Source organism: Paraburkholderia tropica (assembly GCF_900109265.1).
Lineage (GTDB): Bacteria > Pseudomonadota > Gammaproteobacteria > Burkholderiales > Burkholderiaceae > Paraburkholderia > Paraburkholderia tropica.
Genome location: NZ_FNZM01000005.1, coordinates 391,767 through 415,683 on the forward strand (window position 1 = coordinate 391,767; position 23,917 = coordinate 415,683).

The window sequence follows — 23,917 nt, forward strand, 5'->3', positions numbered from 1 at the left end:
GGTGCGCGCGAGTGCGCTTAAAGCGGCAACTGCGTATCGAACTTGATTTCGCGCAGCACGACGCTTGTGCGCACCTGGGCGACCGCGGGGATGCGGAAGATGCGCTCGTGCAGGAAGGTGTCGTAGGACTTGATGTCGGGCGCGACGATCTTGAGGATGTAATCCGACTCGCCCGTGGTGCTGTAGCACTCCGTCACCTCGGGGCAGGTGGCGATCTCGCGCTCAAACGCTTCGACGCCGCCTTCCGTGTGACGCGTGAGGTGGATATGCGCGAGCGCGCAGACATGCAGGCCGAGCTTCTCGCGATCGAGCAGCGCCGTGTAGCGCTGGATCACGCCCGACTGCTCCATGTCCTTGATGCGGCGCCAGCACGGCGTGCTGGACAGGCCCACTTGATCGGAGATTTCCTGCACCGAACGGCGCGCGTCGAGCTGCAGCAGGCGCAGGATCTTCTGGGAGAAGGTATCGAGTGTCAAATGCGCCTCCATGTGCGTCGCCGGATTCCCAAATGGTAGAGGCCGGGAAAACGAAACGCAATGCAAACCACAGATGACGAGGGAATTTCCCTAACTTAACGCTCAGACGGCGGTATTTTGCCTTGAGGCGGTACCTTCTTCGGCGGCGGCGGCCTGCTGCGCGCGCAGGTCGGCGAGCATGTTGCAGAACAGGGCGCCTTGCTCGATGGCGTCGTCGAGCGCGACGTGCGTGTGCGGGTGATCGTCGAACCAGTGCTTCGGAAAACGCGGCTTGATGCACTTGCGGTACGGCAGGCCCGTCATCGCGAAGGCCAGCGTCTTGATGTCGAGCGCCGACCACGAGAACGGGCAGCGGCCCGCAAAGCGCATCATGTACCAGAACATGAAGGTGAAATCGAAGCCCGCGGGCATCGCCACGAACACGGGCTTGCCGGGCAGCTTTTCCACCCATTCGACGTAGGCGACCAGCGCGGCGGCCGGGTCCTGCAGATCGGTGCGGCACGCGGCCCACGCCTCGGGCTGGGTTTCCCACCATGCGGCCTGCACCGGATGCGGCGCCGCGCCGTCGAGCGTGGCGAGATTCGCCGAGAACGTGGCGATCAGGCGCTTGTCGGCCGTGTAGGCCGCCGACGCAAAACTCAGCATCGAATGGGGACCGGGGATCGGACCGTCGGCCTCCACATCGGTGCTGACGTAAATTTCCTCTATGGCTGCTTGATTCATTGCTTCGCCTGGTTGATTCAATCTGTCTGGTGCTGGGTTCGCAGCGCTTGGCCCGACATCAGCCCACTTCAGCCCCACTGCGCCTGGCCCGTTGCGCCGGGTACGCCGTCCGCGACATACGGGTTCGAGCGGCGCTCCTCGCCGAAGGTCGAGACCGGTCCGTGGCCCGGCACGAACGTGACGTCGTCGCCGAGCGGCCAGAGCTTTTCGCGGATCGAGCGGATCAGGTCGGCGTGATTGCCGCGCGGGAAGTCGGTGCGGCCGATCGACCCGGCGAACAGCACGTCGCCGACCAGCGCGAGCCGGTGCGCGCGGCTGAAGAACACCACGTGGCCCGGCGTGTGCCCGGGGCAGTGATAGACCTCCATCGCTTCGTCGCCGAAACGCACGGTGTCGCCGTCGACGAGCCAGCGATCCGGCTCGAACGCCTGCGCATGGCCGAAGCCGAAGCGCACGCTCTGCTGTGGCAACTGCTCGATCCAGAACCGTTCGTCTTCCTGCGGACCTTCGATGGGCACGCCGAACTTCTCGGCCAGCGCCTTCGCGCCCGCGCAGTGATCGACGTGGCCATGCGTGAGCAGGACTTTTTCGAGCTGCACGCCCTGGTTCGCGATCTCGGCTTCGATGCGGTCGAGGTCGCCGCCGGGATCGACGACGGCGGCGCGGTTCGTCGCTTCGCAGACAAGCAGCGAGCAGTTTTGCTGGAACGGCGTGACGGGAATCAGCGTGACTTTCATGCGCTAACGCGGGGACGGAAATGTTGTTGGGACGGCGGGGCGCATCGAGGCGGGCTGCGGACGGGATCGTCCACGTCCACGACGTCAGGAAACGTCGCGAGCGAACCGCGGCCGCCTCGGCGCCGGCCAAAGATTCGATTGTACCGGCGCGCAGGGAGCGCCGCCCGAGGCGCGCAGCGATCGGCTGAATCCCTTGTCAGACAAGGGATCGAGGTGAGTAGGGTGATCGTCCTTTATTACATCAATGGTGAGAAATGGTCAGGATTTCTATGGGAAACGGATGACAAGAATAAGTTTTAGGTATAATGCGACCCATCACGCACGTTCTACGTGCATTCACTGGGCGATGTGACCCGCGGTAAAAAATGGGTCGCGATGCATCGCCGTCAAGCAGTGCCGTCCGTCGAGGCTCGCCCAACAGGCTGCCTTACAAGACGGCAAATCAGGTGTCGATCCGTTCGGCACCGCACGTCTTGCCCAGCCAGGTGCCACGCGCCTGCCACGGTCTTGCTGCCGTGACGCTGGGTGGGGCCTACGCCGCCGTTCCTGTGCGCCGTGTTGTTCCGGCGTGCCTGAATGCAGCCCATCGCGTTCGATGGCGGCATGTGGGGTCTGGTCAGGCTGCCGGGGACAGGTTGCGCCAGACGTGAAAGAAAACCAGCGGTAGCGGCTCAGGAGCTGCATCCGGGTATCGGCTTTCGTCCGCATTTCGCGGGCGGGGAGTCCTTTTACCTGCGACCGCCGAGGCTATCCGGCAACGCGCAACCAAGGCGCGGGACGGCCTTGAAACGTGATGACTAGCTTATGAAATTCGGACTTTCTCGACGACGATTCGGGAGTCTCGCAGCCGTGTCCGTGCTGGCCGGTTGTGCCATGCCGCCGGGTCCGCAAGACCAGGCGCAGGGCAACGCGCTCAGCACCAAGGACGCGCACACCGCGTTTGCCACGCCGCAGAGCTACGGCTCCGCGCTGGCCGCGCTGCCGGCTTCGGGCGCGAACAACGACAAGTCGCTCGCCGACGCCCAGCCGATCGACAGCGACAGCCCGGACGTCGGCTCGTTCCACCAGACGGGCCGCGCCTCGTGGTACGGCCGCGCGTTCCACGGTCGCAAGACCGCGAGCGGCGAGCGCTTCAATATGGAAGCGCTGACCGCCGCGCACCGCACGCTGCCGCTCGGCGCGTACGTGCGCGTGAGCGTGCCCTCGACCTCGAAGTGGGTCGTGGTGAAGATCAACGACCGTGGCCCGTACGCTCGCGGCCGCGTGATCGACCTGTCGTACGCGGCGGCGAAGATGCTCGGCCTGCAGCACGCGGGCACCGCCAAGGTGAACATCGAAGGCCTCTCGCGTCAGGAAGCGAAGGTCGCGCAGGCGGAAATGCTGGCCGCCAACTCGAACTCGGGCAGCGACCGCTGATCGGCTGAGCGGATCGTCCGCTGATTCGACCGTGTTGGCGCGTGGCGCGCACCGGTCGAGATCCGTACCGATCCGCAGATTGATTCGGGCCGAACCCCGGCAAAACACGAAGGGCCGCACGCTGACGCGTTGCGGCCCTTTCGTTTTTCAGGCCACGAGCGCCCAGGCGGACGCGCGCAGCCGTGTGGCGATGACGGCTCAGTCCGGCTCGCCGCCTTCTTCGTCCTCTTCCCCGCCTTCATGCTTCAGTTCGAGCGCCCGCGCGTAAAGCGTGTTGCGCGAAGCGCCCGTGAGCGCCGCCGCGAGCTTCGCCGCGCCCTTCACCGGCACTTCCTGCAAGAGCACGCGCAGCAGCGCGTCGTGATTTTCGTCGCCCGACGTCTGCGCGGGCGCGCCTTCCACCACCAGCACGAACTCGCCGCGTTGACGATTCGCATCCTCGGCCAGCCACGTTGGCCCTTCGGCCAGGGTGCCGCGCCACAGCGCTTCATGTAGCTTGGTCAACTCGCGGGCGATCAGGATGCGGCGCGCGGGACCGAACGCATCGGCGAGCGCCTGCACCGTCTCCACGATTCGGTGCGGCGCTTCGTAGAACACCATCGCGTGCGCATGCGCGGCGAGCGGCTGCAACGCGCTCGCGCGCTGCTTCGCCTTGGGCGGCAGGAAACCGAGAAACGTGAACGTGGAGACCCAGTCGCCGGCCACGCTCAGCGCGGTCGCGAGCGCGCTGGCGCCCGGCATCGGCACGACCTGGAAGCCGGCTTCGCGCACGGCGTCCACGAGTTTCGCGCCCGGGTCGGAAATGCCGGGCGTGCCGGCGTCGGACACGCAGGCCACGCGTTCGCCCGCCCGCAGATGCTCGATCACGCGCTGCGCGGCTTCGCGCTCGTTGTGTTCGTGCACGGCGATCATCGGTTTCGAGATGCCGTAGCGCGCGAGCAGTTGGCCCGTGTTGCGCGTGTCCTCGGCGGCGATGCGATCGGCGAGCCCGAGCACGTGCAGCGCGCGCAGCGTGATGTCGGCGGTGTTGCCGATCGGCGTCGCCACGACATAAAGCGTGGCGGCGGGATAGTGCTGGGCCTGGGCGAGTTCGAAGGGGGACGAGAGGGACGTCATGACACGGAACGCGCGAACGCAAGCAAAGAGGCCGACATTGTGCCATGTGGGGCCGGCCGCGACGCCGCATCGGGCGGATCGCGGCGGTGCACGGGATGAACGCGAGGACGAAGGCGGAGGCGAAGGCAGGAGCGACAACTTTTCCACACGGGCGCGGTCGAACGCCGGAACGCGTGCGGGCGAATGCCGCACGCGTCGCGAGATCGGCGCGCGTTTCGAACAGCACGCGCTCGTCTATCTGCAACGTCAGCGACTGGTGCTGGTGGCGCGCAACGTGCATTGCCGCGGCGGCGAACTCGACCTCGTGATGCGCGATCGCGACGGCACGCTGGTGTTCGTCGAGGTACGCGCCCGCGCGCGGCGCGGCTACGGCGGCGCGGCGGCGAGCGTCGGCTGGCACAAGCGGCAACGTCTGCTGCTCGCGGCGCGCGACTTTCTCGCGGCGCGCGCGCAGGCGCTCGAAGCGATGCCGGGCGCGTGCCGCTTCGATCTGGTGACGTTCGAAGGCGGCCGGCTCACCTGGCTGCGCGATGCATTTCGCGCCGACGACGAATGAGCGTCTGCATGCCAGCATTGCCGCTTCACTCGTAAGCAGGTGAAAAAAGGCGCGAAAGAAGCGATAAAACGCGCGAAAATCGCGCGCAGAGAAAAAGAACGCCGGAAGACAACGCGCGCGATTGCGCTAAACTTGCGGCACGCCGCGACCCAGCGGAATTTTCGCGATACCCGCAGTACAGATTAGAGAGTCGATGTCCGTCGAACGCATTCAACAGCACTTTCGCGATAGCGCAGCGCTCCAGCTCGCCGCGATGGAAACCCTGGCGGTGCCCATTGCCGCCGCGGTCGATACCATGTTCGCCGCGCTGGCGAACGGCAACAAGATCCTTGCTTGCGGCAACGGCGGTTCGGCCGCCGTGGCCCAGCAATGCGCCGCCGAACTGATCGGCCGGTTCGAGCGCGAGCGTCCGGGCCTGCCCGCGATCGCACTCACCACCGACGCCTCGGTGCTCACCGCCGTCGCGAACGATTACGCGTACGAGCAGGTGTTCGCCAGGCAGGTGCGCGCACTCGGCCAGCCCGGCGATGTGCTGCTCGCGATCACCACGTCGGGCAATTCGGCGAACGTGCTGGCGGCCATCCAGGAAGCGCACGAGCGCGAAATGATCGTGATCGCGCTGACCGGCAAGGGCGGCGGCCAGATCAACGGCGCGCTCGCCGACACCGATATTCAGCTGTGCGTGCCGTCCGGGCGGACCGCGCGCATTCAGGAAGTTCACCTGTTGACGATCCACTGCCTGTGCGACGGCATCGACGCGATGCTGCTGGGCGACGACTGACACCCGAAGGACGAAGGAGAGGCACTTGATGATCAGAACCGGCATGACGCGCGCGCTGGCACGGACCACGCTGACGATCGGCTTCGCGGCTTCGCTGTGCGCGAGCCTGCAAGGCTGCTTTCTCGCGCTCGCGGGCGCGGCGGGCGGCACGGCACTCGTGGCGACCGACCGCCGCACCGTGGGCTCGCAAACCGAAGATCGCGAGATTCAGGTGAAGGCGCTCTCGAACGTGAGCAACGCGCTGCCCGACACCGCGCACGTCAACGTAGCGGTGTTCAATCAGCGCGTGCTGCTGACCGGCGAAGTGCCCGACGAAGCGTCGAAGCAGAAGGCCGAGAGCATCGTGCGCGGCGTCACGAATGTGGAATCGGTCGTCAACGAACTGGCGGTCATGCCGGCGAGTTCGTTCTCGTCGCGCGCCAACGACTCGTATCTCGAAGGGCGCGTGAAGGCCGAACTGGTCGCGTACAAGAACATCTCCGCGAACAACTTCAAGGTCGTGTCCGAGCGCGGCAACATCTATCTGATGGGCCTCGTCACGCCGGAGGAAGGCCGTATCGCCGCCGACGCATCGAGCACGGTGATGGGCGTTTCGCAGGTCGTGAAGTGCTATCAGTACATCAACCCGCAGCAGGCGATGGCCGCGAATGCGTCGGCTGCGTCGGCGCCGCAGGCACCCGCCGCGACGGCCGATGCGCCGACCGTCGGCGCGATTCCGGATTCGGGCGTGAGCTCGCGTCCGATCGAGCAGCAGGCGCCCGCGCCCGTGACGGAATCCGCGCCGCATTCGGCCAACGGCGGAGCGACGATGTGATGATGGGTCGTTCCGTGGTGGAAATTCGACGTGGCGTGATGGTGTTGGCCATGGCGGCGGGCGGTGTCGCCGCCCTGTTCGGCGCGGCTCCGGCATTCGCCGCGGGCGACGGTCAGAGCATCGCGCGCACCAACGCGTGCATGGGCTGTCACGCGGTGGATCGCCGTCTCGTGGGTCCGTCGTTCAATGACATCGCCGCTAAATACAAGGGCGATAAACTCGCGCAGGCCAAGCTCGAAAAGAAAGTCCGCGACGGCGGAGCGGGCGTGTGGGGCGCGATTCCGATGCCCTCGCATCCCGCGATGAGCGCCAGCGATATTCACGATGTCGTTGCGTGGATCCTGGCGGGCTCGCCTTCGAAATAGTTTTGCGTCAGCTCAAAAATGACGCTTGGCACAAGCAAATTTAGCTGTGCTAGAATCATTTTCGTTGTGGGGGGGTAGCTCAGCTGGGAGAGCGTCGCGTTCGCAATGCGAAGGTCGGGAGTTCGATCCTCCTCCTCTCCACCAAACGAATTCAAAGGGTTACAGGCGCTTGCCTGTAACCCTTTTTCGTTTTGGGTTTGCCTTTCAGGTTTGCCTTTCAGGTTTGCCTTTCAGGTTTGCCTTTTCGCGTTGTCGCCGCACAGGCTCGTCACGCTACGCGCGAGCTTCCGCTTCGACCAGCATCGCCAGCAACGCAAGCGAGTCCTGCCATCCGAGATAACACGCCTCGGCCGGAATCATTTCCGGAATGCCTTCCTGCGTGACGTCCATTTCCGTGCCGCAAAACACCGCGCGCAAGACGACCGTGGTGTGCATCACGCCAGGCAGATTCGGATCGTCGAAGGTGCCGGAATACTTCAGCCGCAGGCCGGGCGTCAGCTCCAGATACTCGCCGCCGAACGCATGACTCGCGCCCGTCGCGAAGTGCGTGAAGGACATGCGATAACGGCCGCCGACCACGGCATCGAGTTCATGCACGGTGCCCGTGAAGCCATGGGGCGGCAGCCATTTCGCGAGCGCGGCGGCATCGAGAAACGCGCGATACACACGCTCGGGCGTGGCGCGCAGCACGCGATGAAGGCGCACGGTGTTCGTCGGCATAAGGGTCCTCCGTTCGGCAATGTCCGTCGGGTCGTCGGCTAACCGGTTCATCCCATTCTAGGCGACGCCTCGCGCAACGCGATTCGCGCGGCCGCGCATCGCCTACACTTCTTCCATCACCGGGCCACGAGCCCGGCACATCCGGAGAAGGGAGGCCATCATGCCCGCCGCCGCACAACCGACGCTGATGCCGTCGACTCAGAAAGTCGATTACGAAGGCTTCGAAATTCATATCAAGGCGATGCCCGCGGACGACGTCGGCACGCGCTACACCTACACCGCGTATGTCTGCCATCCGGGCGCGAATGCGGCGCTGCCGGGCCACACGGTCCCGTATCACCCCGACGGCGACGAAACTTTCCGCAGCGATCAGGACGCGAAAGACGAAGCCACGCACGTCGGAAAAAGCATCATCGACGGCACGCATCCGGATCTTTCGGTGCTGGGGCTCGTGACGCAGGGGTTTTGAGTGGCGGCGGCGATGGTCGGTTGAATCGCAACTAACAGCCAGACGCAGCCGCGCTGACACACTGCTCCCGCAGACAGCCCGGCCCGGCACGACCACGCAAACTTGCGTCGCGGCGCTGTTACCATCGGCGCTTCCCATCACGTTGCCGCCGCCCGTCCGATGCTCGCGCTCAAGCTCACGCTCGTCCCGCTTTTTTTGTTGTTCGTGTCGCTGTCGGGCAAGCGTTGGGGGCCGAAAGTGGCCGGCTGGCTGGCGGGACTGCCCGTCGTCGCCGGGCCGATTCTCTGGTTGTTGACGATGGAGCACGGCGCCGCGTTCGGCGCGCGCGCCGCGACGCTCTCGCTGTACGCGATCCTCGCTTCCGAATCCTTCAACTTCGCCTACGCCTGGACCTGCCGCGCGCGATCGTGGCCGTTGGCGCTCGGCGCGGGTCTCGTCGCGTGGTTCGCCGCCGCTTGCGTGCTCGCGCAGTTGCCGGTGTCGTGGCCGTGGGCGCTCGGCGCGGCGCTGGCCGCCACGCTGTTCGGTCAGACTTTCCTGCCGCGCAGCGAGGTGGTCGCGGCGGGCGCGCCGCTCACCCGAACCGATCTCGCCACTCGCATGGCCGCGGGCGCGGCGCTCACGCTGGCGGTCACAACGCTCTCGTCGCGTCTTGGGGCGGCGTGGAGCGGGCTGTTCGCGGTGTTTCCGCTGCTGGGCAGCGTGCTGGCGGTGTCGTCGCATCGCGCGCACGGGGCGGCATTCGTGATCGCGCTGCTGCGCGGCATGGTGCTGGGGCGCTTCGGTTTCGCGGCGTTCTGTCTGACGCTGACGCTCGGTCTCGCACGCCAGCCGACGGCGCTCGCGTTCGCCGAAGCCGTGCTGATCGCGATGCTGGTTCAGGTGACGAGTGCGCGTCTCGCGCGTTTGCGGCGCGCGTCCACGCAAGAGCGCGAGGTCTGCGCGAGCGTCGTCGCGCCGGACTGATCGGCGAAAAAGTGTTCCGGGGAAGCGAGAAGAGGTGCGATCCGCGTCCCCGGATGGAGGAGGCGGATCGAAGCACAGGAAGAGGAAAAAGGCCCGGACGCCGGAGCGCCCGGGCAAGCCGCCGGAAATCCGACGGCGGAGGTTGCTGTAGACGCCTCGCACAAGCTGCGCGGCGTCGATGTCTGTCGATGGCGATGTCGGTATCGCGGTCGAAGCACTCCTAGTGCACGTTGTCCACGCACAGCGCAACGACCGACGGGCCCGCGCTCGAATCGAGTCGAGCGCGGGCCCGTCCGGGGTACTTACGCGGCGTGCCGTTTCACGAACGGCAGGGCGCGTGAACTTGCGAACTTACTGGCCGAAGTAAACCGGCTTGATGTTCGGCTGCGTGTGGCTGCCGGCTTGCGTCGAACCGTTGGTCGATGCGCCGTAGGCCGTGGCTTCAGCCGTGGCGTTCTGTTGCGCCACGCGCGCTTGCGCGGCTTGCAGGTCTTCCGGGTAGTACGGGCTCGACAGGCCCGGGCGATAGCCGGCCTTTTCGAGCTGCACGAGTTCTGCGCGCACTTGAGCGCGGGTCAGCGGCTGGTTCGTGCTCTGTTGAGCGAACGAGAGGGCCGGAGCGGCGAGAACGGTCGCAGCGAGTGCTGCAGCAATCAGGGACTTCATGGTCAACAACCTCCAAAGATTATGTTTCGGACCGTAACAATCGTCTTGCTCGATCCGTTGATGGCACTTTATTGCAGTGCACTTCAAAGATAAATATTGAGATGTGGCAAACATCGTTGCGAAAATTGAAATAGTTTTCGGAATTTCGGTGCCAGATCCGACGTTTTTCATCGGATTCCATGCACCGGGGGCAACGGCGCCCTGCGGCCTGCGCGGCGAGCTTTTCGGTGAGGCAAAATAGTGCGCGGCCGGTCGTGCACTGCAGCGACGGCCTCGACAATCACCGATCCCCATCTCTGTTCGCATGCCGATCGACATCGGCACGGACATCGACATCGAATTCGCTCAAGGAGAGTCCTCATGAAAAACGCACTTAGCCGTCAGGCGGTGATCGCCGCCGCGCTCGCGGGTCTGGCGACGGCGGGCGTCGCGCACGCGGACGACACCGTCAATTGCTACGGCGTCGCCAAGGCCGGCAAGAACGATTGCTCCAGCAAGACCGGCGTGCACGACTGCGCGGGCCAGGCCAAGGTCGATCACGACAAGGGCGACTTCAAGACCATGCCGAAGGGCACCTGCGAAAAGCTCGGCGGCACGCCGGAGCAATAAGCGTGAGCCGGACCGCAAAGCCGGCGCGGGGCGTCGGCATCGGCTTGCGGCATGCGCATTTCGACGCGTTCATGCGCGCGTCGGCGCAGGAAGACGTCGGCGTGCGCGGTGTGCGTGACGTGGCCTGGCTCGAAGTGCACAGCGAGAATTATTTCGGCGACGGCGGCTACGATCTGCACGTGCTCGACACGGTGCGGCGCGATTGGCCCGTGAGTCTGCACGGCGTCGGTCTCGGGCTCGGCAGCGCCGCGCCGCTCGACGAATCGCACCTCGCGCGTCTCGCGCGGCTCGTCGAGCGCATCGAACCGGCGCTCGTCTCCGAGCATCTGTGCTGGGGCGCGACGCCGCATGCGGCGCTGCACGATCTGCTGCCGATGCCGCTCAATCAGGCGTCGCTCGATCATCTGAGCGCGCGCGTGTCGCGTCTGCAAGACACGCTGCGCCGCCGCGTGCTGATCGAAAACGTCTCGACGTACGTGCGTTTTCGCGATGACAGCTATGGCGAGACCGCGTTTCTCGCGGCGCTGTCGCGGCGCACCGGTTGCGGCGTGCTGCTCGACGTGAACAATCTCTACGTGAACGCGCGCAATCACGGCGAAGATGCTTCAGAGGCGATGGCCGCGCTGCCGCGCGAGGCGGTCGGCGAGCTGCATCTTGCGGGGCATCGCGTGACGCCCGCCGCCGTCATCGACGATCACGGCTCGCGCGTCGCGCCCGCGGTGTGGTCGCTGTACGCCGCTGCGTTGCAGCGCTTCGGCGCGGTGCCGACGCTGATCGAGTGGGACACCGACGTGCCGCCGCTCGACGTGCTGCTCGACGAGGCGCGCCTCGCGCGCGACCACATGACGCGCGCGGAACGCGAGGCGGACGCGCATGCCGGCGCGAGCACGGCGGAGCGACCATGAGCGCCGATCGCCACGATGCCGATGATTCGCTGGCCGCGTTGCAAGCGGCGTTCGCAAACGCACTCGACGATCCCGCCGCCGATGTCGCGCTCGCCGCACATCTGCGCTTCGCGAGCGGTGTGAATGACGCGCGCCTCGGCCTCTATCGCGGCAACGTGCGCGCGGCACGCCGTCAAGCGCTCGCGAGCGCGTATCCGGTGCTCGCGGCGCTCACGGGCGATGTGTATTTCGACGCGCTCGCGCTCGCCTACGCGCGTGCGCATCCGTCGCGCGAGGCCGATCTGAATCGCTTTGGCGCGATGCTGCCGACGTTCGTCGAGCGCTACGAACGCGACGCGCGTTACGCGTATTTCGGCGATGTCGCGCGCCTCGAATGGGCGCTGCATCGCGCGGCCTATGCTGCCGACGCCACGCCATTGAGCGCCGCGCAATGGCAGGCCATCGGCGCCGATCGTCTGATGGGCGCGCGCCTTGCGCTGCATCCCGCCTGTACGGCGTTCGCTTCGCGCTACGCCGTGCTGGCGATCTGGCGCGCGCATCAGCACGATCAGCACGATCAGGAAAACACCGCGCCAGACGCCTGGCCCGCGCGCATCGACGAGCCTGGCTGGACGCTCGTTGTGCGCCCGCGCTGGCATGCGCGGCCGCTCGCGCAGACGCGCGCGGCGCACGAAGCGTTCGTCGCTTTGCAGCATGGCGCGACGCTCGACGAAGCGCTCGAACGCGCGTTCGATATCGACGCCGATTTCGATTTCGGCACGCAATGGCGCGTCTGGATCGAGGCGGGCGCGATCACCGGTTTGCTCGATTCGAATAGCGGCTAGCGCACATAAAAACGCCGATTTTCTGGCGCGCAAAATAAATGCAGGAATCCGAATCAAGTGACGCTGCGCCATTGTTCAGTCAATACGTAATAAACGAACAAGCGAGACGACCAGGCGAGCTTCATGCGACGCCATGCGTGGCAAACCCCACACGTCGTGCGATTCGCGGACTACACTCGATTGCAAACCGCCTCGCACGCGCCACCGTCATGATGACCCGCCGACCGAACGTGATGATCGTCATCAGCATCGTGCTGGCCGCCGTGCTTACGGCGGTGGCGGGCTGGGTCATGGCGCAGATGCGCGAAGACGCGCTCGCGAGCGCGCGCGCCGCCGCGTACAACATGGCGCTGCTGTTCGAGCGCGATGCGGCGCGCAATCTGGAGATCTACGAGCTGTCCTTGCAGGCCGTGATCGACGCGCTCGGCGATCCGCGCATCGCCGAACTGCCCGACGATATCCGCCAGAACGTGCTGTTCGACCGCTCGGCCACGGCGAAGCATCTGGGCGTGATTCTCGTGGCGAACGAGGCCGGCGACGTGATTTTCGACTCGCGCGCTTCGCCGCCGCGCGAGGTCAACGTCGCGGACCGCGACTACTTCATCGTGCAGCGCGACACACCGAACATGGGGCTCTACGTGAGCCGCCCCTTCATTCCGCGCGACGGCGCCGCCAACGCAACCATCGGCCTGAGCCGCCGCCTTTCGAAGCCCGACGGCACGTTCGCGGGCGTGGTCGTCGGCACCATGCGGCTCGACTATTTCCGTCAGTTGATGAGCGGCGTGGAGATCGGCGCGAACGGCGTGGTCACGCTCACGCTCGCCGACGGCACGCTGCTGATGCGCCGCCCCTACGCGAGCGCGATGATCGGCAAGGATCTCGCCGATTCGGCGCTGTTTCACCGGTTCGAGCACGTCGAGGCGGGCGGTTTTTTCGGCGTCGGGCCGCTCGACGGCGTGCGGCGCTGGTTCGCGTTCCGGCGCGTGGAGGGCTATCCGCTCGTGTTCAGCGTCGCGGTGGCGGCGGGCGACATCTATTCGGAATGGCGCGTGCGCGCGTGGATCATCGGCTCGCTGACGGCGCTGCTCGATGCGTCGCTGATCACGCTCGCGCTGGTGCTCACGCGTCAGTTGCGCCGCCGCGAACGCGTGGAGGACGAACTGCGCGCGCTCGCGGGCACCGACGCGCTCACGGCGCTGGCGAATCGCCGCGCCTTCGAAGCGCGCGCCGACCACGAATGGTTGCGCGCGCGGCGTTCGGGTCAGCCGCTGGCGGTGATGATGATCGACGTCGATCGCTTCAAGCGCTTCAACGACCGCTACGGCCACGCGGCCGGCGACGGCGCGCTCGCGGCGGTGGCGCGGGCGATCGGCGCGCATGCTCGGCGGCCCGGCGACTGTGCGGCGCGTTACGGCGGCGAGGAGTTCGTGCTGCTGCTGCCCGAGACCGGCGCGGCGCAGGCGCTTGCGCATGCCGAGCGGCTGCGTGCGGCGATCGAGGCATTGGCGGTGCCGCACGAGGACAGCCCGAACGGCGTGCTGACGGCCAGCGTGGGCGTGGCGAGCACCTCGGAGCGCGGCTTCGAGAACTGGCGCGCGCTGATCGAAGCCGCCGACGCCGCGCTCTACACGGCCAAACGAGCGGGCCGCAACCGCGTGGCCGTCTGGCAGCCGAGCGTCGCGCGCGAGCCGCAGGACGCCGGGCCGGACCTCTGAGCGGATTGCGCGTTGTCGTTCGTCATTAAATATTACCCGGGTGATATTGCGCTCCATAATTTACCCGGGTAATATTCGCTGCACGATTCGAACGGAGCAATCGACATGGCAGCGATTCAACACATGGTGGTGCAAGGCGTCACGGCTTTTGCGGGGACGCGCTTGCTGGCGCGCGGCGCGGCGCTCGACGTGGCGCTCGCGGTGAAGGCGGAACTGGAGCGCGATGCATCGGCATCGGTGCTGATCTTCGACGACCGCGACGCGCGTCCGGTCGAATTCGATCTGCGCGGCCGTCCCGCCGACGTGGCCGCGCGCCTCGCCGCCGACGCCGCCTGGCAGGCGCGCGCGCAGGAAGCCGCTCAGGAAGCGGCGCAGTCCGCAGAAGCATCCGCCGATCAGGATTCCGCCGACGACGCGCCGCGCGGCCGCGGCCGTCCGAAGCTCGGCGTGGTGGCGCGCGAGGTCACGCTGCTGCCGCGTCACTGGGACTGGCTGGCGGCGCAGCCGGGCGGGGCGTCGGTGGTGCTGCGCAAGCTGGTGGAAACGGCGCGGATCGCGGGCGAGGAAAAGCATCGCGTGCGCGCTTCGCGCGAAGCCGTGCATCGTTTCATGACGGCGCTGGCGGGCAATCTGCCGGGTTACGAGGAGGCGTTGCGCGCGCTCTATGCGGGCGAGCGGGCGCGGTTCGAGGCGTGGTGCGTGGACTGGCCCGAAGGCGTGCGGGACTACGTGCGCGAACTCGCGCAGGACGCGTTCGCCTGACGTGGCGCGGCGTTCGCGAGCGTTCGCACAATTTCCGCGAATGACCGCGCACGTTCGCATGGCTGCATCAAACGGCCGCACAAAAAAAACCGCTCAGGCCAGAACGGCATGAGCGGGAAGTCGGAGAGTTTACAACTTACAACCTCTGCATGAACTGTCATGGGGTCACGCAGAGATTTCAGTCTATGCCCGGCCCTTCCCGCTCGATATAGGATTAGTCCGAAACTCGTATCGGAGCGAGGCGGGTAAACGAGCGCCGACACAGCGGAGAAATAACGGAGCAATAACGGAGCAATAACAGAGAAATAGCGGCGAAGTCGATCGCCGCCGCCTGTTTCGTCCGGCCCACATGCGCGGATGCCCGCCTTGCCACGCCGATTGCGGCTCCGTACACTCGCGCCTGATTTCCATCAAGGGCATCAGCGAATCCCGGCGCGTGCGACGCACGCCGCATCCGGCTCGCGCCCCGTTCCGATAAACAGAATCCGATCCGGCCCGCGCCGCGCCCTGTCGCGCGTGTGCGCCGGCCCGTTACGGCAAAAAATCACGGCACACAAGGAGCTCCCGATGTCCGATTCCTATTTCCCGCGCTGGCGCGCGCAGACAGACGCCAAAACCGTCGTCGCGCCCGACGAGCGTCTCGCCTGGCCGCAGATGTTCGCGATGGGCGTGCAGCACGTCGTCGCCATGTTCGGCTCGACCGTGCTCGCGCCGCTGCTGATGGGCTTCGATCCCAACCTCTGCATTTTCATGTCGGGCATCGGCACGCTGCTGTTCTTCGTGGTCGTGGGCGGACGCGTGCCGAGCTATCTCGGTTCGAGCTTCGCGTTCATCGGCCTCGTGATCGCGGCCACGGGCTATAGCGGTCACGGCGCGAATCCGAACATTCCGGTCGCGCTCGGCGGCATCATCGCGTGCGGCGTGGTCTATGCGCTGATCGGCGTGCTGGTCTCCGCCATCGGCACCAAGTGGATCGAGACGCTCATGCCGCCGGTCGTGACCGGCGCGATCGTCTGCGTGATCGGCCTGAACCTTGCGCCGATCGCCGTGAAGGGCGTGAGCGGCTCGCAGTTCGATTCGTGGATGGCGCTCGTCACCGTGCTCTGCGTCGGCGGCGTGGCCGTGTTCACGCGCGGCATGCTGCAACGTCTGCTGATTCTCGTCGGCCTGATCATCGCCTACGTGATCTACGCGATCGTCACCAATGGCATGGGCCTCGGCAAGCCGATCGACTTTGCGATCGTCGGGAACGCCGCGTGGTTCGGCATGCCGAAGTTCAGCGCGCCGGTGTTCGACCCGCACGCGATGGCGCTGCTCGTGCCGATCGCCGTGATTCTCGTCGCGGAAAATCTCGGCCACATCAAGGCCGTCTCGGCGATGACGGGCCACAACCTCGACCGCTACGTGGGCCGCGCGTTCATCGGCGACGGCCTCGCGACCATCGTCTCGGGCTTCGCGGGCGGCACGGGCGTGACGACCTACGCGGAAAACATCGGCGTGATGGCCGTCACCAAGATCTACTCGACGCTGGTGTTCGCCATCGCCGCGGTGATCGCGCTCGTGCTCGGCTTCTCGCCGAAGTTCGGCGCGGTGATCCAGACCATTCCGGGTCCGGTGCTCGGCGGCGTGTCGATCGTCGTGTTCGGTCTGATCGCGGTGACGGGCGCGCGCATCTGGGTCGTCAACAAGGTCGACTTCTCGGACAACCGCAACCTGATCGTCGCGGCCGTCACGCTGGTGCTCGGCGCGGGCGACTTCTCGCTCAAGCTCGGCAACTTCGGTCTCGGCGGCATCGGCACCGCGACGTTCGGCGCGATCGTGCTTTACGCGCTGCTGCGCAAGAAGCCGGTGCAGGACGCGGCGGTCTGATTCACCGTCTCGCGCGCGCGGCGTAACCCGTGCGGCGCAGGCGAAAAAAAACGCGACGGCCCGCAAGGGCGTCGCGTTTTTTTGTTTGCGCAGCGTGATGCGTTAGCCGCGATTGCGTCCGCGCGTGGTCATCGCCGTTTCCGAGAGGTCGACTTCGCGCATCAGCTTCGCGAGCGTTTCGTCGTTGATCGTCTGCCGGTTGCGCAGATCGAGCAGCGTCGCGCGTTCGGCGCGCATGGCCGCGAGGCGCATCTGCAATTCGAGCGATTCGGCTTCGCGCGCGTGCTTGCTGAGATCGCGGTCGGCGTCGAGCGTCGCGAGGCGGCGGCGATAGGTGTCCATCACGCGCGCGGTGGTGTCGGCGGCATAGGCGGACTGCGATTCGTTCATGTCCTCCGTGGCGGTCTCGTGCAGCGCGTCGACGGCGCGGATCGCAGCCTGCGCGGCCTGCACACGCGCGGCGCGTTCCTCGGCCACGTGCGCCGGATGCGCGCCGCGCCGCACGCCGCGCAACAGCAAGGGCAAGCCGACGATCGCCACCAGCAGCGACGCGAGAATCACGCCCGTGGCGATGAAGATGGCGCTGTCGCGGCCCGGCAGCGGCTTGCCGCTTGCGAGCGCGACGGGCAGCGAGAGCACGCCCGCGAGCGTCACCGCGCCGCGCACGCCCGCGACCGTGGTGATGGCGACGGTGCGCAGCCCCGGCACCGCATTGGCCACGCCGTGACGCGCCGCGCCGCGGCTCGCCACCCAGCGCAGCAGCCAGACCCAGCCGAAGCGCATCGCGTAGAGCGCGATCAGCACCGCGCCGATATAGCCGAGCAGACGCAGCATCTGCACGTTGCTCGTGTGATGCGCGTCGAGCAGCGCCTTGCCGAGAATGCCGGGAAATTGCAGGCCGAGCAGCGTGAACACCATGCCGTTGAACACGAACTCGATCATCGACCACGTGCTGGTCGCGCGCACGCGCGCCGACACCGGGCCCATGTGCGCGACGCTCGTGTAGTTCATCATCATCCCGGCGGCCACGGCGGCGAGCACGCCCGAGACTTCGAGATGTTCCGCGAACAGGTAAGCCGCGAACGGAATCAGCAAGGTCATGACGACGCCCGGCGCGGGGTCGCCTTCGGCATCGACGTTCAGGAAGCGCGACGACATGAAGCTGAAGAACCAGCCGATCGCCGCGCCCACCGCGAGCCCGCCCGCCGCGATCAGAAAGAAGCTCAGCGTGGCCTGGCGCAGCGAGAACACGCCCGTGAGCGCCGCCGCCACGGCGAATTTGAGCGCGACGAGGCCCGACGCGTCGTTCATCAGCGCTTCGCCTTCGAGGATGTGCATGAGCTGCGCGGGAATCTTGTCCTTGCCGGCGATGGCGGAGAGCGCGACGGCGTCGGTCGGCGAGAGCACGGCGGCGAGCGCGAAGGCCACGGGCAGCGAGATCTGCGGCACCAGCCAGTGCACGAAATAGCCGACGGCCACCACGGTCAGCAGCACGAGGCCGAGCGCGAGCAGCAGGATCGCGCGGCGCTGCATGAAGAACTCGCGCTTGGGCATGCGCCAGCCGTCGGCGAACAGCAGCGGTGGAATGAACAGCGCCATGAAGACGTCGGGATCGAACGTCACGTGCGGATTGATGCGCGGGAACGTGAGCAACGCGCCGATGGCGATCTGCAACAGCGGCAGGGGCAGTTTGACGGGCAGCAGCCGCACGATGATCCCCGAAAGGGCCACGGCGAGGAGCAGAATGAGAACGGTGAAAATGGTTTCCATCGATGAGCGGCGAGACGAGCGGGGATGCGGGGGCGCGCGGTGCGGCCCCAATCATCCGTTGAATGCGGAACGTGCCGCGGTGTCGCGGCGAACGATGCGGAGCATGCCTGACGAGGCAGGCGGCGGTTGGCGGTAAGTGTAGCCCGAGCGCGGCTGCGCACGCCGCGAAGCGTGCAAGGGACTTGTAGGGCGCTCGCTGCGGCGAGCATGGCGGCAGCGGTCGTATGCACGATTCTGGTGCGTGCAGGGACGCATCATGCCCGCCGCGCGCGCACGCGCACGGTGCGCGGTGCAGGCTTCGATGCAGGGCGGGTCGCAGCGTGCGCACGGACCTTGCTTTATCGCCTGCCAACGACGCAACGCATCGGCCGCCGGTACGCACGCCCGCGGCGATCAACTTGCGCGAAGAGGAAGGCATGATCACAGAGCAGCAGGACAAGATGGCCGCGGCGCCGCTCGGGTTCACCCTGAGCGTTTCGTCGGGGCTGCAGCGCTATAGCGCGCAACATGGCGAGCTTGCGCTCACCAGCGTGTTTCAACCGGTGTTCAGCCTTTCGCACATGCGTGCGATCGGCTACGAAGGGCTGCTGCGCGCGCACGATGCGCTCGACCGGCCCGTCTCGCCGCTCGACGTATTCGGCGCGGCCGCGCGCGTCGGCGAGGCGCTGCAGGTCGACCGGCTCGCTCAGGGGCTGCATCTGGAGAACTTCTCGCTGCTCGGCGCCGAGCGCGAGTGGCTGTTTCTCAACGTGCATCCGGGCACGCTGATCGAGCCGTATCACGCGGCGGCGCTGCTTGCGAATCTGCGGCGGCTCGGGCTGCCGCCCCGGCGCGTGGTGCTCGAAGTGCTCGAAGCCGAGGCCACCGATCTCGACGCGCTCGCGCACGCCGTGGCCGAGTTCCGCGAACGCGGCTTTCTGATCGCGCTCGACGACTTCGGCGCCGGTCATGTCGATATCGGCCGCGTGTGGCAACTGAATCCCGACATCGTGAAGCTCGACCGCATCATGCTGATGCACGCCGCGCATCGCGCCGACATGGCCGCGACGCTGCCCGCGCTGGTTTCGCTGCTGCACGAGGCGGGCAAGCTCGTGCTGATCGAGGGCGTGGAGACGGAGCACGAAGCGCAGATCGCGCTCGCCTGCAACGCCGACTTCGTGCAGGGCTTTTTCTTCGCGCGTCCGGCGCCGGGCTTGACCGACGCCACGCACGCGCAGACCGTGATCGCCGAGGCGACCGAGCGTTACCGCGAGCAGACCGAGGCGCGCGAGCGCGGCACCACGAGCCGTCTCGCGCCCTATGTGCGCGCGTTCGAGCGCGCGGCGGAGCGGCTGGGCGCGGGCGAGCCGCTCGAAGAGGTGTGCTGGAATTTTCTCGCGCTCGATCACGCGGCGCGCTGCTTCCTGCTCGATGCGAGCGGGCGTCAGGCCGGGCGCAACGTCGTGCTGCGCGTGGATCGCGCGGACCAGGGCGCGCGCTTCCTGCCGCTCGACGACGCGCAGGGCGCGAACTGGCTGCGCCGGCCGTACTTCCGCGCGGCGCTGGTCTCGCCGGGACGCGTGCATGTGACGTCGCCGTATCTGTCGATCAACGAGGCGCTGCCGTGCGTGACGCTCTCGATGGCCGTGCAGGTCGGCGACCGCCTGTGCGTGCTGTGCGGCGACGTCGACTGGATGGCGGAAGAACTGGCCTGAACGTGAGTGTGAGCGCTTCGCTCACGTCGATCGAAGCGCAATGGAAAACGGCGCGAGCCATGATGAGCCCGCGCCGTTCGCATTGCATCATTTCACCTCTGAAAACAGGGCTTATTTCGCCACGACCACCGGAATGCCGCGCAGTGCGCCCGCGCCCTTGAACGAGGCGAGCGCATCGCTCACGGCCGCGCTCGTCTTCACGTCGATACCCAGACGCGCCGCGAGTTCGCGCTCGCCGCGCTTGACCGCCGCGAGGTTCGCGAGCTTCACGTGGCCGTAGCCGCGCACGCGCTGATGCAGGCTCGCGAACTTCGCGAGGTCGGCGGCGCTGTCCGTTGTCGTGTGCGCGTGTTGAATCAGCGCGCCGCGCAACGTGGCCTCGTAATCGTCGGCGAGCGCGCGTTCCATACGGCGTTCGAGCGTGTGGCCGAACGGATCGAACCACGTGCCGCGCACGCCGCGTCCCTTCGCGAGCAGCGCGAGCGCGCGCCAGAGCCATTGGCCGAACTGCATCTTGCGCGGCGGCTGGCCGTGTTTTTCGCGCGCGATCAGCGGCGGCGCGAGGTTGAACTTCACCGTGAAGTCGCTGCCCGCCTGGCCTTCGAACTGCGCTTCGAGCGCGGCGCGGAACGCCGGATCGGCATGCAGGCGCGCCACTTCATATTCGTCCTTCACCGCGAGCAACGTGTAGAACGTGGCGGCGACCGCGCGAGCAAGCGCCTGATCGGCTGACTTGTCGGCGAGACGCGCGGCGTCGGTCAGCGCGCGATAGCGCTTCGCGTAGCCCGCGCCGCCATACGCGAGCAGACGCGCTTCGCGATCGGCGATCAGTTCGTCGAGCGTTTGCGTGAGCTTGCGCGCGGTGAGCGCCGCTTCGCTGGCCACACTCGCGCGCCGAAGGTCGAGCGCTTCGAGCGCGGCCGGATCGGCGGCGGCGAGACGGCCGATCGAGAGCGCGAACAGATTCGCCTGCACGGCCACGTTGTTCAACTCGATCGCGCGCGTGAGCGCCGCGAGCGACACGGGCACGAGGCCAAGCTGCCACGCGAAACCGAGCATCAGAATGTTCGCGCCGATGGTGTCGCCGAGATAGCGTTGCGCGAGCGCCTGGGCATCGCAGGTCGACAGCGGATCCTGCGCGGGCGTCGCGCCGTTCGTCGCCGCGTGACGCATCTTCGCGAGCAGCGCGCCGGCGTGCAGATTCGCGTCGGGGTTCTGCACGAACGACGCGTTCGGAATCTCGTGCGTGTTCACGACGATGCGCGTGCGGTCGTGGCGCACCGTTTGCAGCGCGTCGGCGCTCGCGCCCACCACCATGTCGCAGGCGAGCAGCAGATCGGCCTGCTGCGTATCGATGCGCACCTGGTTGAGCAGCGCGTCGGTCACGGCGAAGCGCACGAACGACAGCACCGAGCCGCCCTTCTGCGCGAAGCCCATGAAATCGAGCACCGATGCGCTCTTGCCTTCCAGATGCGCGGCCATGCTGATGAGCGCGCCCACCGTCACCACGCCCGTGCCGCCCACGCCGGTCACGAGAATGTCGTAGGGCGCGTTGTCGAGATGCGTCGACGGCAACGGCAGCGCACTCACGCGCGCGGCCAGCGCCTGCGGATCGAACGCCGCGCCCGCGGCCTTCTTGAGCTTGCCGCCTTCGATCGTGACGAAGCTCGGGCAAAAGCCGTTCACGCACGAATAGTCCTTGTTGCACGACGACTGATCGATGCGGCGTTTGCGGCCCAGTTCGGTTTCCACCGGCTCGACCGAGAGGCAGTTCGACTGCACGCCGCAATCGCCGCAGCCTTCGCAGACGGCTTCGTTGATGAACAGGCGCTTGTCCGGATCGGGGAACTCGCCTTTCTTGCGGCGGCGGCGCTTTTCGGCGGCGCAGGTCTGGTCGTAGATCAGCACGGTCACGCCTGGTGTTTCGCGCAGTTCGCGCTGCACGGCGTCGAGTTCGCTGCGATGATGGAACGTCGTGCCCTTCGGAAACTGGCCGTGATGGCCGTCGTATTTCTCGGGTTCGTCGCTCACGACCACGAAGCGCGAGACGCCTTCGGCTTCCACCTGGCGCGCGATCTGCGGCACGGAAATGCTGCCGTCCACGGGCTGGCCGCCCGTCATCGCCACGGCGTCGTTGTAGAGGATCTTGTAGGTGATGTTGGTCTTCGCGGCCACGGCCTGGCGAATCGCAAGGATGCCTGAATGAAAGTAGGTGCCGTCGCCGAGATTCTGGAATACGTGGCGCGTGTTCGTGAACATCGAATGCGCGGCCCAGTCCACGCCTTCGCCGCCCATCTGGATCAGGCCGGTGGTGTCGCGCTCCATCCACGACGCCATGAAGTGACAGCCGATGCCCGCTTGCGCGATCGAACCTTCGGGCACTTTCGTCGAGGTGTTGTGCGGGCAGCCCGAGCAGAACCAGGGCGTGCGCTTCACGGCATCGGCGACATTCGAGAGGATCTGCGGCGCGACGAGGTCGACCACACGCTCGCGGCGGTCGAGCATCGGCTTGTGCTTCGCGAGCCATGCGGCGAACACCGGCAGGATGCGCGACGGGCGCAATTCGCCGAGTTCGGAAAGCAGCAGCGTGCCGTCCTCCGCATGCTTGCCGATCACGGCCGGGCGCGCGCCGTCCGTGCCGCTGTCCCTCCGGTTGTAGAGATGGTCCTTGATCTGCTGCTCGATCACCGGGCCTTTTTCCTCGATCACGAGCACGTCGGTGAGACCGGAGACGAAGGCGTCGAGACGCGACATCTCCAGCGGAAACGAAAGCCCGACCTTGTAGATGCGCACGCCCGCCTGTTCGAGATCGGCGACGGTGAGGTCGAGCCGGCGCAGCGCTTCCATCAGGTCCAGATGCGCCTTGCCGCAGGTGACGATGCCCACGTTCGCGTGCGGGCTCGGCGCGATCCATTTGTCGATGCTGTTCGCGCGCGCGAAGTGGCGCACGGCGTCGAGCTTGGCCGCGAGACGCTGCTCGATCGCGAGGCTCGGCAGATCGGGCCAGCGGTTGTGCAGACCGCCGGGCGGCGCAGCGAAATCCGCATCGGCCAATTCGGGCGCTTGCCAGTCGGTCTTGAGCGCGTCGAGATCGACGGTCGAGCCCGATTCCACGGTTTCCGAAATCGCCTTGTAGCCGACCCACGCGCCCGAGTAGCGCGAGAGCGCCCAGCCATAGAGGCCGAATTCGAGCATGTCCGCGATATTCGACGGATTCACCACGGGCATGTGCCACGCCATCATCGCGAAGTCGCTCTGATGCGGCATCGACGACGACACGCAGCCGTGATCGTCGCCCGCCACCACCAGCACGCCGCCGTGCGGCGACGAGCCGTAGGCGTTGCCGTGCTTGAGCGCGTCGCCGGCGCGATCGACGCCCGGGCCCTTGCCGTACCACATCGCGAACACGCCTTCGACGGTGCGTTCGGGGTCCGCTTCCACGCGCTGCGTGCCGAGCACGGCCGTGCCGCCCAGTTCCTCGTTGATCGCGGGCAGGAAGCGCACGTCGGCGGCTTCGAGCAGTTTTTTCGCCTTCCACGCCTGCTGGTCGACCATGCCGAGCGGCGAGCCGCGATAGCCGCTGATGAAGCCCGCCGTGTTCAGGCCGTGCGCGCGGTCGAGCGCGCGTTGCATCAGCGCGAGGCGGATCAGCGCCTGCGTGCCGGTCAGGAAGATGCGGCCGCGCGTGGCGGTGAGGTTGTCGGTGAGCTGGTAATCGGCGAGGGGCGGCGAAAAGGGCGGCGAAGCAGGCTGATCGCCAAACGCGGGACGCGCGGTCATGGGGGAAGTCTCCGTTCTTGTGTGGCGAGCGCTGCGTCTCTGCGTCTTTCTGTGCGCTCGCCGAAGACTCCATTTTTTCGCGTCAATAGCGGAAGTTTTTTGCTAACTCTGCGGGCGCATGCGCCGAATGCGCCAAAGCCTGCTCGCAATGGCGAGCTTTGGAGGGAAATTCTCTTTCGTCGCG

21 protein-coding genes, 1 tRNA gene and 1 pseudogene are annotated in these 23,917 nt (G+C 66.8%); 15 read left to right on the top strand and 8 right to left on the bottom strand.

Features of this window, described 5'->3' with window-relative positions:
• Positions 1-17: 17 nt before the first annotated feature.
• From BMY06_RS10575 to BMY06_RS10585, 3 genes are all read right to left on the bottom strand, one after another.
• Positions 18-488: an Lrp/AsnC family transcriptional regulator gene (locus BMY06_RS10575; protein WP_173816881.1), complete on the bottom strand. Its 471-nt coding sequence runs from the start codon at positions 486-488 to the stop codon at positions 18-20.
• A gap of 90 nt (positions 489-578) precedes the next feature.
• The gene (locus BMY06_RS10580; RefSeq protein WP_065061956.1) at positions 579-1,199 is read right to left on the bottom strand and encodes a 3'-5' exonuclease family protein; all 621 of its coding nucleotides are present in this window, start codon (positions 1,197-1,199) and stop codon (positions 579-581) included.
• Positions 1,200-1,267: 68 nt separating this feature from the next.
• Positions 1,268-1,936, bottom strand: a complete 669-nt coding sequence (locus BMY06_RS10585) for an MBL fold metallo-hydrolase (RefSeq protein WP_065061958.1) — start codon at positions 1,934-1,936, stop codon at positions 1,268-1,270.
• Between the two features lie 804 nt (positions 1,937-2,740).
• Here BMY06_RS10585 and BMY06_RS10595 point away from each other — a divergent pair.
• Positions 2,741-3,352, top strand: coding sequence for a septal ring lytic transglycosylase RlpA family protein (locus BMY06_RS10595; RefSeq protein ID WP_074982960.1), 612 nt, complete (start codon positions 2,741-2,743; stop codon positions 3,350-3,352).
• A gap of 198 nt (positions 3,353-3,550) precedes the next feature.
• Here the strand turns inward: BMY06_RS10595 and rsmI are convergent, their stop codons facing one another.
• Positions 3,551-4,468, bottom strand: a complete 918-nt coding sequence (rsmI, locus tag BMY06_RS10600; RefSeq protein ID WP_065061962.1) for a 16S rRNA (cytidine(1402)-2'-O)-methyltransferase — start codon at positions 4,466-4,468, stop codon at positions 3,551-3,553.
• 37 nt (positions 4,469-4,505) lie between these two features.
• Here rsmI and BMY06_RS10605 point away from each other — a divergent pair, with 37 nt between their 5' ends.
• The 5 genes from BMY06_RS10605 to BMY06_RS10625 all read left to right on the top strand — a co-directional run bounded on the left by BMY06_RS10605 (position 4,506) and on the right by BMY06_RS10625 (position 7,128).
• Positions 4,506-5,024, top strand: coding sequence for a YraN family protein (locus tag BMY06_RS10605; protein ID WP_244144292.1), 519 nt, complete (start codon positions 4,506-4,508; stop codon positions 5,022-5,024).
• A gap of 193 nt (positions 5,025-5,217) precedes the next feature.
• Positions 5,218-5,805, top strand: coding sequence for a phosphoheptose isomerase (locus BMY06_RS10610; RefSeq protein WP_074982964.1), 588 nt, complete (start codon positions 5,218-5,220; stop codon positions 5,803-5,805).
• A gap of 28 nt (positions 5,806-5,833) precedes the next feature.
• Positions 5,834-6,619, top strand: a complete 786-nt coding sequence (locus BMY06_RS10615; protein ID WP_065061966.1) for a BON domain-containing protein — start codon at positions 5,834-5,836, stop codon at positions 6,617-6,619.
• A 38-nt stretch (positions 6,620-6,657) separates the two neighbouring features.
• Positions 6,658-6,984: a c-type cytochrome gene (locus BMY06_RS10620; RefSeq protein WP_124260964.1), complete on the top strand. Its 327-nt coding sequence runs from the start codon at positions 6,658-6,660 to the stop codon at positions 6,982-6,984.
• Between the two features lie 68 nt (positions 6,985-7,052).
• A tRNA-Ala gene (locus BMY06_RS10625) sits at positions 7,053-7,128 on the top strand.
• 129 nt (positions 7,129-7,257) lie between these two features.
• On the opposite strand, the gene BMY06_RS10630 is transcribed toward BMY06_RS10625, so the two are convergent.
• The gene (locus BMY06_RS10630; RefSeq protein WP_074982967.1) at positions 7,258-7,704 is read right to left on the bottom strand and encodes an SRPBCC family protein; all 447 of its coding nucleotides are present in this window, start codon (positions 7,702-7,704) and stop codon (positions 7,258-7,260) included.
• A 160-nt stretch (positions 7,705-7,864) separates the two neighbouring features.
• Between BMY06_RS10630 and BMY06_RS10635 the strand changes: the two genes are divergently transcribed.
• Both BMY06_RS10635 and BMY06_RS10640 read left to right on the top strand, forming a co-directional pair.
• Positions 7,865-8,173 carry a hypothetical protein gene (locus BMY06_RS10635; RefSeq protein WP_074982969.1) on the top strand — a complete coding sequence of 103 codons (309 nt, stop codon included), beginning with the start codon at positions 7,865-7,867 and terminating at the stop codon, positions 8,171-8,173.
• Between the two features lie 159 nt (positions 8,174-8,332).
• Positions 8,333-9,125, top strand: a pseudogene (locus BMY06_RS10640) (hypothetical protein); the annotation flags it as partial.
• Between the two features lie 365 nt (positions 9,126-9,490).
• On the opposite strand, the gene BMY06_RS10645 reads toward BMY06_RS10640, so the two are convergent.
• Entirely contained in the window at positions 9,491-9,805 is a 315-nt protein-coding gene (locus tag BMY06_RS10645) for a DUF4148 domain-containing protein (protein WP_065061976.1), read from the bottom strand.
• 360 nt (positions 9,806-10,165) lie between these two features.
• On the opposite strand from BMY06_RS10645, the gene BMY06_RS10650 reads away from it, so the two are divergent.
• The 6 genes from BMY06_RS10650 (at position 10,166) to BMY06_RS10675 (ending at position 16,489) form a co-directional block, all read left to right on the top strand.
• Positions 10,166-10,414, top strand: coding sequence for a BufA1 family periplasmic bufferin-type metallophore (locus tag BMY06_RS10650; RefSeq protein ID WP_065061978.1), 249 nt, complete (start codon positions 10,166-10,168; stop codon positions 10,412-10,414).
• A 2-nt stretch (positions 10,415-10,416) separates the two neighbouring features.
• Positions 10,417-11,319 carry an MNIO family bufferin maturase gene (gene bufB / locus BMY06_RS10655; RefSeq protein ID WP_074982972.1) on the top strand — a complete coding sequence of 301 codons (903 nt, stop codon included), beginning with the start codon at positions 10,417-10,419 and terminating at the stop codon, positions 11,317-11,319.
• On the top strand, positions 11,316-12,143 hold the full coding sequence (locus BMY06_RS10660; protein WP_074982973.1) for an HvfC/BufC N-terminal domain-containing protein: 828 nt from the start codon (positions 11,316-11,318) through the stop codon (positions 12,141-12,143). The genes bufB and BMY06_RS10660 overlap by 4 nt, the downstream gene beginning before the upstream one ends.
• A gap of 209 nt (positions 12,144-12,352) precedes the next feature.
• Positions 12,353-13,858 (top strand): sensor domain-containing diguanylate cyclase, encoded by a 1,506-nt coding sequence (locus BMY06_RS10665; protein WP_065061984.1) that lies wholly within the window; start codon positions 12,353-12,355, stop codon positions 13,856-13,858.
• Positions 13,859-13,963: 105 nt separating this feature from the next.
• Positions 13,964-14,620 (top strand): DUF2239 family protein, encoded by a 657-nt coding sequence (locus BMY06_RS10670; RefSeq protein ID WP_244144291.1) that lies wholly within the window; start codon positions 13,964-13,966, stop codon positions 14,618-14,620.
• Positions 14,621-15,187: 567 nt separating this feature from the next.
• Positions 15,188-16,489 (top strand): solute carrier family 23 protein, encoded by a 1,302-nt coding sequence (locus tag BMY06_RS10675; RefSeq protein ID WP_065061988.1) that lies wholly within the window; start codon positions 15,188-15,190, stop codon positions 16,487-16,489.
• A gap of 102 nt (positions 16,490-16,591) precedes the next feature.
• Here BMY06_RS10675 and BMY06_RS10680 read toward each other — a convergent pair whose 3' ends face one another.
• Positions 16,592-18,259, bottom strand: coding sequence for a Na+/H+ antiporter (locus BMY06_RS10680; RefSeq protein WP_065061990.1), 1,668 nt, complete (start codon positions 18,257-18,259; stop codon positions 16,592-16,594).
• A 416-nt stretch (positions 18,260-18,675) separates the two neighbouring features.
• Between BMY06_RS10680 and BMY06_RS10685 the strand changes: the two genes are divergently transcribed.
• On the top strand, positions 18,676-19,953 hold the full coding sequence (locus BMY06_RS10685; RefSeq protein ID WP_074983034.1) for an EAL domain-containing protein: 1,278 nt from the start codon (positions 18,676-18,678) through the stop codon (positions 19,951-19,953).
• 111 nt (positions 19,954-20,064) lie between these two features.
• Here BMY06_RS10685 and BMY06_RS10690 read toward each other — a convergent pair whose 3' ends face one another.
• The gene (locus tag BMY06_RS10690) at positions 20,065-23,733 is read right to left on the bottom strand and encodes an indolepyruvate ferredoxin oxidoreductase family protein (protein WP_074982975.1); all 3,669 of its coding nucleotides are present in this window, start codon (positions 23,731-23,733) and stop codon (positions 20,065-20,067) included.
• Between the last annotated feature and the right edge of the window lie 184 nt (positions 23,734-23,917).